This window comes from Paraburkholderia sp. NPDC080076 (genome assembly GCF_050281145.1).
In the GTDB taxonomy this organism is placed as follows: Bacteria; Pseudomonadota; Gammaproteobacteria; order Burkholderiales; family Burkholderiaceae; genus Paraburkholderia.
In genome coordinates this window covers 181,457-196,914 of the sequence record NZ_JBNNWQ010000012.1, presented here as the reverse complement: position 1 = coordinate 196,914, position 15,458 = coordinate 181,457, and the positions used below count along the sequence as shown (strand labels likewise).

Sequence of the window (15,458 nt, the reverse complement as noted above, 5' to 3'; positions counted from 1 at the left end):
GAGTGAGAGATGGCTCAAATCGTGCTCGGTATCGGCACGTCACATACGCCGCTTTTTACGCTCGACAGCAGCGACTGGTGGCATCGGGCGCAAGCCGATTTCAATAACCCGGCGCTCAATCTTTCGGACGGCCGCCGTCTGAACTATGCGCAGTTGCTTGCCGAAGTGGGTCCACGCTACGAAGAAGCCGCGCAGCCCGAAGAACTGCATCGCAAGGCGATCAGGTGCGAAGCCGCGCTCGATTATCTTGGCGACATGCTGGAACTGGCCGCACCCGACATCGCCCTGATCGTCGGCGACGATCAGGGCGAACTGTTCGGCACTGACAATCAGCCGGCATTCGCGGTGTACTACGCGGACAATCTCGTCACTAGCGACGCCTACGGTCACGAAGGCAGCCCGGACTGGGTTCGCACCATGGGCCGCGGCTATATGATGGACGATAACCACGCCATCCGCGGCGAGGCGGAGTTCGGCCTGAAAGTTGTCAATGGCCTGATCGAGCGCGAAGTGGATGTTGCCGCGGTGGCGCGCATCGGCGATCGTGAACGCTGCGGGCTGGGTCATGCATTCGGTTTCGTGGTCAAACGGCTGTTTCGCAGTCGGCCCATTCCCGTGGTGCCTATTCTGCTGAACACGTATTTCCAGCCGAACGTTGCGAGTGCATCGCGTTGCTACGATATCGGCGCGAAGCTGCGTGATGTCCTTGCCGCGATCGACGGCAACGCACGTGTTGCGATCATCGCCTCAGGAGGGCTGAGTCATTTCGTTGTAGATGAAGCGCTCGATCTCGGCGTACTCGAAGCGCTCGAATGCAACGACGCACGCGCCTTGCGAGGGCTGCCGCGTGGTGCGTTGAATTCCGGGTCATCGGAGATACTGAATTGGGTGCTGGCGGCCGGCGCGCTGCAATCGCTGCCGGTCGTCTGGAAAGAGTACGTTCCGATCTACCGCACCCCCGCCGGAACCGGGGTGGGCGCGGCCTTCGTTGTCTGGAAACCGGCGTAACGGATCGCGCGAACTTCGCGTGCTGCCCGCGCCGCAAGCGTTGCGGGAGGCAACATGAGCGAGCCGCTCAGAATCTGCATTGCCGGTGCTGGCGCGTTCGGCGTCAAGCATATCGAGGCTTTGTCCGCGATCGACGGCGCAGTCGTCACGACGCTGGTCGGACGTGACGCCGCGCGGACCGCCGAGATCGGCGCGCGCTTCGGCATTGCCGATACCGCGACGGACTTTGCGGCGACGATTGCCCGCAACGATATCGACGCGGTGATCCTGTGCACGCCGACCGGTGTGCACGCGGAGCAGGGTCTCGCTTGCCTTGCCGCGGGCAAACACGTGCAGATCGAGATTCCCATCGCCGATAACCTTGCTGACGCGCAGGCGTTACTCGACGCACAGCGTGCCAGTGGCCTTGTCGGCATGGCGGGTCACACGCGGCGCTTCAATCCGAGCCATCAATGGTTACATCAGAAAATCGCAGCAGATGAGTTGCGTGTCCAGCATCTGGTCGCGCAGACGTTCTTTTTCCGGCGCACCAATACCAACGCTCTCGGCGAGCCGCGTAGCTGGGTCGATCATTTGCTCTGGCATCACGCGTGTCATACCGTTGATCTGTTCGCCTATCAGACGGGTGAGCCCATCACGCTGGCGCGAGCAATCGAGGGCCCGGCCCATCCGGTTCTAGGCATCGCGATGGACATGTCGATCCAGATGAAGTCGCGCTCCGGCGCGCTGTGCACGCTTGCGCTCTCGTTCAACAACAATGGGCCGCTCGGCACCACGTTTCGCTACATCTGCGATAACGGCACTTATGTGGCGAGCTACGACGACCTCGTCGATCACCACGGAAACCCGGTAGACGTGTCGAGCGTCGACGTGTCCATGAATGGAATCGAGTTGCAGGATCGCGCTTTTATCGAGGCAATCCGCACCGGGAGAGAGGCACCGTCGAGCTTCGCGAACGTGCTGCCCGCTTATATCACGCTCGACCAACTCGCTCGTTCGCTGAATGATGTTTAAACGCCAGCGAATCGAGACATCGAGCATACATCAAGGGCGGGGCCGCGCGCTCACCAGCGCCGGCTCCTCGGCGCGCACGTCGACAAAGCTCGGGCGCTTCATCAGCGCGATCACCGTGTACATGATCAGTGACAGGCCATTCAGGCCGATGATCATCACGAACGCCGCGAGGAATTTGCCGCCGAATACGCCGACCAGGTAACCCATCGCCGCGGGCGAAAACGAACCAAGCAAATTGCCCAGGCCCACGACGATGCCGGTCGAGCGCGCGATCTGCGTATGCGGGACATAATCGTGCAGCATCGCGCTGTGCAGGCCGCCGAAAATCATCGGCGCGGCAATTCCGAGTACAAGCAGGAACGCCGTGACGAGCAGCCACGGCACGCTCATGGCGATCGAGAGGCCGGCCATGGTGGCAAGCGCAACGATGGCGCCGACCCATGCACGATGACGCGCTTTATCGGCGAGATAGCCGACGAGGACCACGGTGAGGATCGGCGCGATATAGCTGATCGAGATCACGCCGCTCATGCTTTTCATCGACAGTCCGCGTTCCCGCACGAGGTAAGTCGGCAGCCACGTCGTGAGCCCCCACAGAATAGCCGATGAACTGGCGTGAACGAGAATCAGCAAGACGATGCGAATGTTCAGCAACGATTGCGCGAGCGTGGGCTGTTCGCCGCTCGCGGTGCTGACCAATGGCGCCGCGCCGCTGCGGATGTAGGCGACTTCGGCCTCGTTGACGAAGCGCGCTTTCGCCGGATAGTCGGCGCCGAAGAAGAAGAACAACGGCACCAGCACGAACGAAAAAATCCCGAGCGAAATGAATACACCACGCCAGCCCAGTTCGAGCAGAATCGCCGTGATGATCGGAATGCCGACGGCGATTGCGGCGAATGCGCCGCTCACCCACATGCCGGTGATCCGTGAACGTTCGCGCGACGGGAACCACCGCCCCGTGTAGCTGTTCGCGAGAGGCCAGATGCAACCTTCGGCTGCGCCCAGCAGCGCACGCGCTGCGTACAATTCGACCACGTTGGTGGTGCGGCCGCACATGAAGGTAAAAAACGCCCAGCCGCATATGCTGACCATTGCCGAGCGCCGCGGTCCGAGCCAGTCGATCACGAAACCCCACAACAGCATGCCGATTCCGTAGCCCGCCACGAACAACGTATTGAGCAGACCGATATGGGCCGGCTTGCCGACCAGATCGAGTGCGTGCAGGAAGGTGCGATCCGCGATCACGACGGACATGTTCGTCTTGTCCAACTGCACGGTGAACGAGAACAGGATCAGGAGCGGCGCGATGACCAACCAGCGGCCGCGAGTTCGCTTGAGGGCACCCGTCGACGCTTCGTGCAGCGAATTTCCGTTCATCGCGTTTCACCGTTCGGTTGTGAACAGACATGCCGGTTGTCTCGTCGTGCAGGCCGCGCCGGGATGGAGCGAGTGGAGCGGGGCACGTTGCCGCTGGCGCGGCTATCACTTAGTTATCTAAGCGTTGTGTGCTGAGCATTTTCCTCTCCCTGGCCAGCTTGTCAATCGGGATGCGTACGTTGGAACGTAGAGAAATACCCTCATCGAAATGCGAGCTCCGCGGGGGTTGTGGATCGCCCACAACTTCATCGTATTCCTCTATACTTTGGTATCTAATATTAAAGCCTTCATGTCATATGCGGTGCGATCTAAGGCGACGTTAGCGGAGACAGTCAGATGAACGGAAGACAGTTTCGGATTGGTGTAGTCGGACTCGGCACGGCTGCGCGCATGATGCTGCCGGCCATTGCCGCTCATCGCGGCATGGTGCTGGCTGCAGTCGCCGATCCCGTCACGGAAGTGCGCGAGTCCGTCGGCGCGCAGTGGGGCGTGCCGGCGTTCGATGGCATCGAATCACTCGTTGCGGCGCAGCATCTGGATGCGGTATACATCGCGACGCCCACCGAGTTGCACGCACGGCACACCCGCATCGCTGTAGAAGCCGGATTGCACGTGCTGTGCGAAAAGCCGATGGCAGCGCATCTCGACGACGCGCAAGCAATGGTGGATGCGGCGGCCCGCGCGCAGCGTGTGTTGATGATCGGGCACTCGCGCAGCTACGATGCGCCGATTCACAAGATGCGCGAAATCATCGAAAGCGGCGCGTTGGGGCGCATGCGAATGGTCACGCAGTTGTCGTACACAGACTGGATCTATCGCCCGCGCCGTCCCGACGAACTCGACCCCGCGCATGGCGGTGGCGTCACTTATCGGCAGGGCGCGCATCAGTTCGATGTGATCCGGCTGCTAGCCGGTGGCCTTGCCACGCAGGTTAGCGCGACCACCTTCGATTTCGATGCCGCGCGACCGGCCGTTGGCGCACACACGGTGGTCGTTCGCTTCGCCGACGGAGCCATCGGCAACGCGATCTACAACGGCTATGGCGCCTTCATGTCGGCAGAATTATCAGACGATGTCGATGAAGGTGGCTTTGCCGCCGACCCTGCTGCAATCGGCGCACGGCGGCGCGCGCATGTGGGCGTACATCAGGACGAAATCGCCGCGAAGCGGGAACGCTCCGCGAAGATGCACCGCGGGCAGCCGCCTTACCATCCGTCGTTCGGCCTCACACTCGTGAGTTGCGAACACGGCGACATGCGTCAGTCGCGTCACGGTATTTCCATTTATACCGCACAAGGCCGCGAGGACATGGCGTTGCCGATTCCGCCGGGGCCGCAGGACATGGTCGTCAATGAGTTTCATGATGCGCTCGCGGGGTTGAGGGCGCCCGTGCACGATGGTCGATGGGGACTCGCGAATCTGGAAGTGTGCGTCGCCGCGACAGAATCGGCGCGCAGTGGAAAAGAGGTCACGCTCACTCGTCAGGTCGCGGTGCCGTCGCCGGTGTCACATTAAAACGTTGCGACAGCACGCGCGCCCAACACGCTTCAGGTAAGCAGAGACGCTTGCTCATTGTTGCGCGGCGCCACCGCTCGCAGGTTCGCGCAACAGATGCGCGACGCTCGCGGACGAACGCTCGGCCCAGCGGCTCGTCGACAGAAAGCCGAGCGCGATGATCGCCGCGCCGATCACGACGACACCCCACCAGACCGGATGCGTCGCTTCGGCGAAGTTCATGCCGGTAGCGGTTCGCGCATGCGTAATGACGCCCGCGAGCGCGACGCCGAGCGCAGCGCCGATCTGCCGGCTCGTCGACGCGATCGCCGCGGCGAGTCCCGCCTGCGCGAGTGGCATGCCCGACACGGCCGTGTAAGTAACGGTGGCGTTGACCATGCCGACGCCGCAGCCGAACAGCAGATAACAGGCGAACAGCGCCGCAAACGGCGTGTCCGGCGCGAGCTGGGTTTGCCAGAGCGCACTCGCCGTCAAGCTGATGCCGCACAGTACGATGTTCGGCCGCGCGCCATAGCGATGCAGCAGCCATCCAGAGAGCGGCGAGCAGACGATCATGCCGAGCGCCATCGGCAGCGTGCACAGGCCGGCCAGCATGGCCGAGAGACCGCGCGTTTCCTGCAGATATAACGAGTTCAGAAAGAGGAAGCCGGAAAAGGCGCCGATCGATCCGATCGCGAGCAGCGTCGCGCAACTGAACGGCACGTTGCGGAAAAAGCGCACGTCAAGCATCGGCTGACGTTGGCGCGCTTCGTGCATCAGCAATGCGACGGTCGCAAGCGCGGACAGCGCGAAGATGCCGACGATGATGGTCGATCCCCAGCCGATTTCATGACCTTCGATCACGGCGAACGTCAGTGCGGCCAGCGCGATCAAGACGAGTAGTTGCGCCAGCGGGTCGAGAGGTCGCGCCTGCTGTGCGCGCGATTCGGGAACGAGGCAGGCGGTCAGCACGATGGCGGCCGCGCCGAACGGCAGATTGACCCAGAAAATCGCGCGCCAGCCGATGCTTTGCGTCAGCAGGCCACCCACGAGCGGTCCGAGCGCCATCGAAATGCCGACCACAGCGCCCCATAAGCCGGTCGCGCGCGCGCGTTCTTTCGGGTCCGTGAAAACGTGCGTGATGATAGACATCGCCACGGGATTCAGCATGCAGCCGCCGAGCGCCTGCACGGCGCGAAACGCGATCAGCCAACTCACAGTAGGCGCCACGCTGCACAGCAGCGAGCCGATCGAAAACACGCCCATGCCGATCTGAAAGATTCGCCGTCTGCCGAAGCGGTCCGCGAGCGAACCGCCCAACATCAGGAACGAGGCGACCACGAGCGTATAGGCGTCGATGATCCATTGCAGCGCGGAGAGCGAGGCGTGCAGGTCGAGCCGGATGGCCTGCAGCGCGACGTTGACGATGGTGACATCCATCGAGACCATCAGCAGGCTCAGGCAGCACGTCGCGAGAATCACGGTGCGCCGGGCGGGCGAGAGTTCCTGCATGGCGGCTGCCCGGCGCTGGGCGCTCAGGCGCGCGCGGCGAGCGCGGTGTCGATTGCGGACAGCAGGCGCGGGTCGTCCGCAGTGACGTCAGGCGAGAAGCGCGCGAGAACCGCCCCGTCCCGGCCAATCAGGAATTTTTCGAAATTCCACAGCACGCCTGGAGCGGGATTGGCCGGCACGCCACGCTCGGTCAGCCGCTGCCGCATCGGGCCTTCGCCGGTCGCGTCGGGCACGGCTTGGGTCAGTTCCTGATAAAGAGGATGCTGGTCTTCGCCCACCACCGAAATTTTCGCAAAGAGCGGGAAGCTCACGCCGTATTGCGTGTCGCAGAACGCGCGAATTTCCTCGTTCGTGCCGGGTTCCTGACCTTTGAAGTTGTTGGCCGGGAAGGCGAGAATCTCGAAGCCTTCAGCGCGCTTTCTTTCATATAGCGTTTGCAGCCCTTCGTATTGCACCGTAAGCCCGCATTTTGACGCGACGTTCACGATCAATAACACCTTGCCGTCGTAGGACGACAGATCGGCGGTGTCGCCGGCGTTCGTTTGCAACGGAATCTTGCGGATGGCTGACATGGCGCGCTCCCTGTATTGCGAGTGGACGAGCAGCGATAATACGCGCGCCCGGCGAATGCCGCTGCGCGCGAGGCGCTCACGCCCTATAGATCCACTGTCGACTTTGCAAATACCTCGTCCACGTTTACGCGGTGCGCGGTCAGCCCCTGTTCGTGCAGATATTGGGCTACACGCTCCACGACTGGACGCGAGGCCTTCATGCCATACGCCTTCGGATCCTGAACAAGCGTCTGTTGTACGGACGCGTCCACGAGCCCGGTGTCGAGGAAAGCACGCATGCCTTCGAGCGTGTCGCGCTCCGCTTCGTTTTTTGCGTCGACAAATGCATGATAAAGATTGAGTGCGAGCCATGGGTGCTGTTCATACAGCGCGCGGCGGATCACCACCGTGTGATTGATCGGGTAGATGCCGGTCTTGGCGTAAAAGCGCCGCGTTTCAGCCAGCTTGTCCGCAAAGAGCGGTTTGACCGTCTCGACCTTGCTGATGTCGATCGTGCTGCGATCGACCAGATTGCGCGAGGTCAGATAAAGCAGCGTGCCGTCCAGTTCGCCGCTGACGAGCATTTCGCCGATATTCGTCGAGGGTGGAATCTGATTGAGACGAACGCCCTCGGGCGGCCTGAAGCCGGTGGCGCCGCCATGGCTTTTTTCCGGGCCGCGCTCCATGAACCATTCGATGTCTCGAGCCGCCACGCCGAATTCGTGCTCCAGTATGCCGCGCGACCATAACGCCGCAGTCTGCTGGTATTCGGGCACGCCGATACGTTTGCCGCGCAGATCTTCCGGACGTTCGATGCCGCGATCGGTACGCACCAGAATATTTGTGTGGAAGAACTGCCGGGACGTGTAGACGGGCAGTGCAACCCAGTCACGATCGCCACGCGATGCCGCAATGAATAGCGACGAGAGCGACATCTCCGAAACGTCGAAGTCGCCGTACTTCAACTGACGCCAGAACATCTCGGACGGATGCACGACGGTGGGTATCAACTTCACGCCTTGCGCATGCACGCGGCCTTGCGCGAGCGGACGGGTGCGTTCGTTGTCGGATAGCGCAATGCTCAAGGTGATCGTGTCGCCGCTCATGGTCGTTGTCTCCTCGGAGGGAGTGGAAATGTCATCAAGCTGGAAGGGGCAGCCGTCTGCCCGGCTGCATGGTTAGCTTTCTAGTTAGCCGTCTAATAATCGACCAGCACCGGATGTGTGTCAAGCGAGTCGAAGTATGAAAAATGCGGCCTTAGGGCTTTCCCGATGTATGTAGTAACAGGGGAACATGGCTCACGACGTCGATTGACACGATTAACTTAGATGCCTAAACTTAATCCGAAATCATCGATAACCGGTTGACGGGCGGCACTGCAAACACGCCGCTTTCGTCATCGAGTGCAAAGAGGAGAACCCGATGCTGACGGCCGAACAGAATGAACTGCTCACACGTGTGGGACCGGGCACGCCCGGCGGCGAACTGATGCGCCGCTACTGGCACCCGGTGGGCGGAGTGGATGAGTTCAGCAGCGCGCGCTCCACCAAGCGCGTGCGTGTGCTGGGCGAGGACCTGGTGCTGTTTCGCGACCGCCAGGGCCGCTTCGGGCTCATCGCCGAGCACTGCCCGCACCGGCGCGCCTCGCTCGCCTACGGCATTCCCACCGACCAGGGCATCCGCTGCCCGTATCACGGCTGGCACTTCGATGCCCAGGGCAAATGCCTGGAGCAGCCCAACGAGTCGGCCCAGACCTGCTTCAAGGAGCGCGTGAGCACGAGCGCCTACGCGGTCGAGGAACTGGGCGGCATGCTGTTCGCCTACATGGGCCCGGAGCCGCGTCCGCTGCTGCCGCGCTACGACGGCTTCGTCGCCTCGCCCGCGATCCGCATGATCGGTCAGGCGGTGGTGCCGGCGAACTGGCTGCAGATCATGGAGAACTCGGTCGACCAGGTGCATACCGAGTGGCTGCACGGGCAGTTGCACGAGCATCTGCGCGAGATCCAGGGGCAGCCCGCGAAGTTCTCGATCAGCCGCCGGCACGTGCGCATCGGCTTTACCGAGTTCGAGCACGGCATCATCAAGCGGCGCCTGCTCGAAGGGCAGTCGGAGGACTGCGACGACTGGCAGATCGGCCATCCGCTGGTGTTCCCGACGATGCTGGCGGTGGGCTATGCGTCGCCGCAATGGGGCATGTACGCGTTCCAGATCCGCACGCCGATGGACGACACGCACACCCTGCACCTGTGGTACACCGCGTACGTGCCGCCGCCGGGCGCGAAGGTGGCGCCGCATCTGCTGGAGCGCGTGCCGGTGTACGAGGTGCCGTATCTGGACAAGCATGGCGAGTACGCGCTGGACATGATCGACGCGCAGGACATCATGGCGTGGGTCACGCAGGGGCCGATCGCCGATCGCACGAAGGAGAACCTGGGCAGCACGGACCAGGGGCTGGCGATCCTGCGGCGCATGGTACATCGCGAGATCGGCAAGGTGCAGCGTGGCGAGGATCCGCTGGGCACGATGCGCGATGCGCGCGCCAACGAGCGCATCGATCTGCCGCTGGAGCGCGACAAGCACCACTTCCTGGACGGTTTCGCGAGCCTGCTCTCGCGCGTGCATGCGCGACATTCCCCGTTCGCGCGGGAACTGGTCGAACTGTTCCAGCCCGGCCAGGCTCGTGCCTTCGAAGAAGTGCTCGACTCGCTTTAAAGCAGCGCGGACCGGCAACGAATAGACCGGGAACGTGCACAGGGAGAATCATGAATTTGCTTGTGAGTCACAAAGCGCAGATTGCGGGTGACATCTACCTGTTCGAGGTGCGCGACGCCAACGGCGCCGCGCTGCCCGAGTTCACGCCGGGTGCGCATGTGGAGGTGACTGGCCCGACGGGTCTCGTGCGCAAATATTCGTTGTGCAGTGCGCCCGGAGAAACAGGTTATTACCGTTTCGCCGTGAAGAAAGAACATCACGGTCAGGGCGGTTCGCGAGCGATGATCGAAGGCGTGCATACGGGTGATCGACTGGATGTGTCGACGCCGCGCAATGATTTTCCGCTGGAAGCGTCGGCGGAGAGATTCCTGTTCATTGCGGGCGGCATTGGAATCACGCCAATCTACGCGATGATGCAGCACCTCGACGCGCGTGGCGTTCCTTACGACCTGTACTACTTCGCGCGTACGGCGTCGGTGACCGCATTTCTGAATGAAGTCAACGCGCCGCGCGAGCATTCCAACATCACGGTTCATCACGACGAAGGCGATCCGAGCCGCGCGTTCGATGTCGCCGGATTGCTCGCGGCGCGCGAGCCCGGCACGCATATCTACTGCTGCGGCCCACGTCCGCTGATGGACGCAGTGCGCGAGGCCGCGGCGAACTGGCCACGCGGCACGGTTCATTTCGAGGACTTCGGCTCCGCGAAGGTCGCTGAAGAATCGAACGTGAACCGGCCGTTCCGGTGTCATCTGGCGAAAAGCGGCGTGACGCTCGACATTCCGGCGGACAAGTCCATCGTGCAGGTCATGCGCGAACACGGTTTCGATGTGCCGACCTCATGCGAAACCGGCTCCTGCGCGACATGCAAGACCGCGTTGATCGCGGGCGTCGCGGATCACCGCGATCTCGCGCTGTTCGACGACGAACAGGACACCTTCATCATTCCTTGCGTGTCGCGCGCGAAAACGCAGGAGATCACGATAGATCGCTGACGCGGCAGGATGAGTCGAAGCCGCGCGGTCAACACCGCTGCACTCAATCAGGAGAGGCCGTACATATGGATACCACGCTTGATGAACTTCGTGAAACGATTGCCACGTCGTGCCGGCTCCTGGCTCATCTGGGCCTGGTGCGCGAAACCACGGGCCACGTCAGTGCGCGAATCGAAGGCGAACGCATGCTGATCCGCTGTCGCGGCAAGAGCGAAGCGGGCCTGATCCGCACGCAGGCTGAAGCGGTCCACGCGTGCCGTTTCGACGGTTCCGAACTCGAACATGCGGATGCCTACGAGACGCCCACCGAACTGCCGATTCATGGCGAGTTGTATAAGGCGCGGCCCGAGGTCAACGCGGTCGTGCATGCTCACCCCCGCGCGTCGATGCTTTGCACGATCCTCGGCCTCGAACTGCAACCGATCTTCGGCGCCTACGACCCCAACTCGATGTACCTCGCGGCCGAAGGTGTGCCGATGTTCCCCCGCGCAATGCTTGTGCGCGACGCGGCGACCGGTCAGCAACTCGTCAAGTCGATGCAGAACAAGTCGGTCTGCCTGATGTATGGCCACGGCGTGGCGACAGTGGGCGCGTCGGTGGAAGAAGCGACGATCAAGGCGATCCAGCTCGAAACACTGGCCAGCATCACGCTCGAATGCGCAAAGGCCGGCAAGCCCCCCATGCTGCTCGGCGAAGAGGATCAGATGTACTTCAAACGTCTGCGCGAAGCACAGAACGCCAAGCTCTCGGCGCACAACAAAGACGTGTTCAAGTGGACGTGGCGTCACTATGTGAGCGTGCTTGAAGACCACGAGCGTCGCGCCTAGCCGTATGGTTTCATGCGGTTGCGCGGCGGCGCAGCCACCTTTCACTTCAGCGTCGCGGAGGTTCGGATGGATGGCATCGATCTGGAAGTCATTTTTCAGTCCACGTTGCAGATTGCACGTGAGCTGACCATGAACATGCTGCGCACCGGCTATTCGACGGTGATCAAGGAAAGCCAGGATTTCACCTTTGCGATTTTCGACCGCCATGCGCGAATGGTGGCGCAGGGCATTCCCCAGCCGGCGCATATCGGCCCGATCGCCGCGCAAACGCGCGAAATCCATCGGGCCTTTCGCGGCAAGATGGCACCGGGCGATGCATTCATCGTCAATCATCCGTACCGTGCGTGTCAGAACCATGCAACCGACGTCACGATCGTCTCGCCAGTGTTCTTCGAAGGAGAACTGGTCGCGTATATCGGCAACACGGCGCATAAGCCGGACATCGGCGGCAAAGTGCCGGGCACCAATAGTCCCGACGCGACTGAAGTTTTCCAGGAAGGTCTGCTGATCCCGCCGGTCAAGCTGTACAACGAGGGCGAGTTGAACGCGGCGCTGTACGAACTGATCTGCGCGAACACGCGCACGCCAGAAATGACCTGGGGCGACATCAACGCGCAGGTGCAGACCAACGTGTATGGCATCCGCAAGTTCGGTGAACTCTTCGAGAAGTACGGCACGAAATCGGTGCTCACGTGCTGGACGCGCTGGATGGACATCTGCGAAAAAGAACTGACTGCGCAGATCAAACAGCTCAAGCCCGGCACGTACGGTCCGGTTGTCGACTATCTCGACGACGACGGCATCGACCGCGAGAAGTCGTATCGTATTTCGCTGTCGCTCGAAGTTGCTGGCGACCGGCTCAAGTTCACGCTCGACAGCGATTCGCAAGCGCGCGGTCCGATCAATCTGCGACCATGCGTGTCGCGCAACGTGATCGAATGCTGGGTGAAGATGGCTTTTGCGCCGCATCTGCCCGTCAACGACGGCATGTCGCGGCCGGTCGACGTCGCGTATCCGCCGGAAGGGTCGCTGCTCAATCCGCGCTTTCCAGCGCCGGTCAATATGTATGTGCGTGCGAGTCAGTTGATTAGCACGCTGGTCGCGCGCGTGCTTGGCGAGGTGGCGCCCGACCGCATTCCGGCACCCGGCAGCGGCGCGAGCGGCGGCTTGACCGGTTCGGGCCTCAATCCCCGCACCGGCCGCTGGTTTTCGATTCACGAGATCTACAACGGTGGCGGTGGTGCAAGGCCGCATGGCGATGGCGTCAGCGTTCAGGATGAGCTCGTGCTGAACGTGATGAACACGCCGGTCGAAGCGGTCGAAACAGAGTTTCCGTTGCGCATTCGCCGTTACGCGCTGATTCAGGATTCCGCCGGCGCCGGTTTGCATCGCGGCGGTCTTGGCGCGATGCGCGAATGGGAAGTGCTGAGCGACGAAGTGACCTTCAATCTGCGCGCGGATCGCTTCAAGCATGCGTCGCCGGGTTCGCTCGGCGCCTTGCCGGCGCGGGCTTCGAGTGCGGTCCTCAATCGCGGCAAGCCGGACGAACGTGCGCTGCCGTCCAAAGTGGCTGGGCTGCGCCTGCACGCCGGAGACGTTCTCGCGTGGGGACTCGCGGGCGGCGGCGGCCGTGGCGATCCCTTTGGGCGCGACTCCGAAGCAGTGCGACTGGACGTGTTGCGCGGCTATGTGTCGATCGAGGCGGCTCGCACGCTATACGGCGTCGCGATTCACCCGGAAGACGGCAGCGTCGACGTTGAAGCAACCGCGTACTTGCGCGGCAACAAGACGCGTTCCGCTACGCACTGACACCCGCGCACCAGAAAACGCGTCAAAAACCTAATTACGTCCGTTATCAGAAAAGAGGTGGCTATGAAACTGCGGATCGGCATCGATGTCGGCGGTACATTCACCGATGTGACGGCATTCGACGAAGACCTCGGCGACGTCACGGTAATCCGCAAGTATCTGTCGAACCGGGCAGAGCCGATGCTCGTGATGGACACGATCATGAAGGACCTGCAGACGGAGTTCGGCAAGGACGCCGTGTCCCTGATCCTGCACGGCTCGACGGCGGCACTCAACACCTTGCTCGAAGACAATGGCGTGCGCGTCGGGTTGCTGACGACCGCGGGATTTCGCGATGTATATGAAATGGGGCGTCAATGGCGCGGCGGCGATGTGTTCAACCTCTATGCGCCCGCGCCGAAAATGCTGCTGTCGCGCGATCGCATTCACGAAGTGCGCGAGCGCCTCGCGTTCGACGGAACCGTGATCGAGCCGTTGCAACGCGACGACGTGGTCGCCGCGGTAGAGAAATTGCAGGCGCAACAGGTGGAGGCGATCGCTGTGGCGCTGCTATTTGCCTACGCAAACGCAGGGCACGAGCAGGAAATTGCGAGAATCATCGAAGAAGTCGCACCCGGCATGTACGTGTCGCTGTCGAGCGAGGTCAACCCAGAATGGCGCGAATATGAGCGCACGGCATCGACCGTCGCGAATGCGTATATCGGGCCGCCGGCCGCACGTTATCTGAAGGATCTGGAGACGCTTTCGCTCGGCTATTTTCCGGGCGCGCGCGTGCTCATGATGAAATCGGACGGCGGCGCCGCGAGTTCGCGAATGCTCTCGCGCACGCCGATCCAGACGGTGATGTCTGGTCCGGTAGCCGGGACGATCGGCAGCCGCTACCTCGGCTCAGCCAAAGGCGTCGCCAACCTGATTACGTTCGACGTGGGCGGCACCAGCACGGATATGGCCGTGGTTCCGGGCCAGTTGCTGCATAAGTCGGAGGTGTCCGTGGGACGCCATCCGATCCGCACGCACGCGGTCGATATCGATACCGTTGGCGCTGGCGGCGGCAGTCTCGCATCGATCCAGCTCGGCGGCGTATTGAAGGTGGGACCGGAAAGCGCGGGCTCGAATCCGGGACCGGCCTGTTATATGCGCGGCGGCACGCATCCGACGCTCACCGACGCGCTGGTCGTGCTCGGCCATCTGAATCAGCATGCGTTGCTCGAAGGGAAAATGGCGATCTCGCGCGATGCGTCCTACCAGGCGGTCGAAGAGCACGTCGCGCGACCGCTCGGCATGAGCGTGCACGAGGCGGCGTGGGGAATTCTGCGGGTGTTGACGACGAACGTCGTGATCGCGATGCGCACGATCAGCGTCGAGCGCGGCTACGATCCGCGCGAGTTTGCGCTGGTGCCGTTCGGCGGCATGGGGCCGACGACAGCCGCGAGAATCGCAGCCGAACTGGGCATCAACCGGATTCTGATCCCGCGCGATCCCGGCACGTTCAGCGCATACGGGATGCTGGTGAGCGACGTGCAGCAGGAGCGCAGCCTGACGCGCATCACGCGAATGGAATCGACCAGTTGCGACGAGCTCAATGCGTTCTATCGCGACATGGAAGCGATCGTACTGAACGACCTCGTCAACGAAAATATTCCGCGCGAGCATCTGACCACCGTGCGCCATGCAGGTATGCGATACGCCGGCCAGTCGTATGAGGTCGATGTGACGGTGCCCGCGCTGAACGGCCCGCAAGACCTCGAAACGTTGCAGCAACGCTTTCATGAAGCGCATCACCGCCGCTACGGACACATGGCGCAGCAACAACTGGTCGAGATCGTCAACTTCCAGGTGACGGGTGTCGGGCAGATTCCGAAGCCGGCGATGAAAACCTTCGAAATCGCGCAAAACGTCACGCCGGCCCCGTTCGAAACGCGCGACGCGTGGTTCGGTCCGCAAGCGTCAGTTCCGACACCGGTCTATCGCCGCAACGATCTGTATCCGGGCACGCGGCTCATCGGTCCATTGATCGTCGAGGAACGCACGTCGACGACCGTGGTTTATCCGGGCCAGCACGTAGAAGTCGATACGTTCTGCAACATGCTGGTGACGGAGATCGGAGCATGACCGTACCCGCGAAAAGGGGTTACTCCTGACTTGACTTGCTGCGGATC

12 protein-coding genes are annotated in these 15,458 nt (G+C 62.2%); 8 read left to right on the top strand and 4 right to left on the bottom strand.

Translation table 11 applies throughout. The annotated features are described in order from the left end of the window. The first annotated feature begins 9 nt into the window (after positions 1-9). The gene (locus ACQKRQ_RS35445) at positions 10-1,008 is read left to right on the top strand and encodes a hypothetical protein (RefSeq protein WP_427482232.1); all 999 of its coding nucleotides are present in this window, start codon (positions 10-12) and stop codon (positions 1,006-1,008) included. Between the two features lie 54 nt (positions 1,009-1,062). Then, entirely contained in the window at positions 1,063-2,022 is a 960-nt protein-coding gene (locus ACQKRQ_RS35440; RefSeq protein ID WP_427482230.1) for a Gfo/Idh/MocA family oxidoreductase, read from the top strand. A 30-nt stretch (positions 2,023-2,052) separates the two neighbouring features. On the opposite strand, the gene ACQKRQ_RS35435 is transcribed toward ACQKRQ_RS35440, so the two are convergent. Beyond that, positions 2,053-3,399, bottom strand: coding sequence for an MFS transporter (locus ACQKRQ_RS35435; RefSeq protein WP_427482228.1), 1,347 nt, complete (start codon positions 3,397-3,399; stop codon positions 2,053-2,055). A 336-nt stretch (positions 3,400-3,735) separates the two neighbouring features. On the opposite strand from ACQKRQ_RS35435, the gene ACQKRQ_RS35430 reads away from it, so the two are divergent. Next, the gene (locus ACQKRQ_RS35430) at positions 3,736-4,914 is read left to right on the top strand and encodes a Gfo/Idh/MocA family oxidoreductase (RefSeq protein WP_427482226.1); all 1,179 of its coding nucleotides are present in this window, start codon (positions 3,736-3,738) and stop codon (positions 4,912-4,914) included. A 54-nt stretch (positions 4,915-4,968) separates the two neighbouring features. Here the strand turns inward: ACQKRQ_RS35430 and ACQKRQ_RS35425 are convergent, their stop codons facing one another. The 3 genes from ACQKRQ_RS35425 to ACQKRQ_RS35415 all read right to left on the bottom strand — a co-directional run bounded on the left by ACQKRQ_RS35425 (position 4,969) and on the right by ACQKRQ_RS35415 (position 8,062). Beyond that, entirely contained in the window at positions 4,969-6,405 is a 1,437-nt protein-coding gene (locus ACQKRQ_RS35425) for an MFS transporter (RefSeq protein WP_427482224.1), read from the bottom strand. Between the two features lie 23 nt (positions 6,406-6,428). Beyond that, complete coding sequence (locus ACQKRQ_RS35420; RefSeq protein WP_427482222.1) at positions 6,429-6,977, bottom strand: glutathione peroxidase; 549 nt, start codon at positions 6,975-6,977, stop codon at positions 6,429-6,431. An 83-nt stretch (positions 6,978-7,060) separates the two neighbouring features. Continuing rightward, positions 7,061-8,062 (bottom strand): PhnD/SsuA/transferrin family substrate-binding protein, encoded by a 1,002-nt coding sequence (locus tag ACQKRQ_RS35415; protein ID WP_427482220.1) that lies wholly within the window; start codon positions 8,060-8,062, stop codon positions 7,061-7,063. Positions 8,063-8,378: 316 nt separating this feature from the next. On the opposite strand from ACQKRQ_RS35415, the gene ACQKRQ_RS35410 reads away from it, so the two are divergent. The 5 genes from ACQKRQ_RS35410 to ACQKRQ_RS35390 all read left to right on the top strand — a co-directional run bounded on the left by ACQKRQ_RS35410 (position 8,379) and on the right by ACQKRQ_RS35390 (position 15,411). Then, positions 8,379-9,668: a Rieske 2Fe-2S domain-containing protein gene (locus tag ACQKRQ_RS35410; protein WP_427482218.1), complete on the top strand. Its 1,290-nt coding sequence runs from the start codon at positions 8,379-8,381 to the stop codon at positions 9,666-9,668. A 50-nt stretch (positions 9,669-9,718) separates the two neighbouring features. Continuing rightward, positions 9,719-10,663, top strand: coding sequence for a PDR/VanB family oxidoreductase (locus ACQKRQ_RS35405; RefSeq protein ID WP_427482216.1), 945 nt, complete (start codon positions 9,719-9,721; stop codon positions 10,661-10,663). A gap of 65 nt (positions 10,664-10,728) precedes the next feature. Continuing rightward, the gene (locus ACQKRQ_RS35400) at positions 10,729-11,490 is read left to right on the top strand and encodes a class II aldolase/adducin family protein (protein WP_408318211.1); all 762 of its coding nucleotides are present in this window, start codon (positions 10,729-10,731) and stop codon (positions 11,488-11,490) included. 66 nt (positions 11,491-11,556) lie between these two features. Beyond that, entirely contained in the window at positions 11,557-13,299 is a 1,743-nt protein-coding gene (locus tag ACQKRQ_RS35395) for a hydantoinase B/oxoprolinase family protein (RefSeq protein WP_427482214.1), read from the top strand. 63 nt (positions 13,300-13,362) lie between these two features. Then, complete coding sequence (locus ACQKRQ_RS35390) at positions 13,363-15,411, top strand: hydantoinase/oxoprolinase family protein (protein ID WP_427482212.1); 2,049 nt, start codon at positions 13,363-13,365, stop codon at positions 15,409-15,411. The last annotated feature ends 47 nt before the right edge of the window (positions 15,412-15,458 follow it).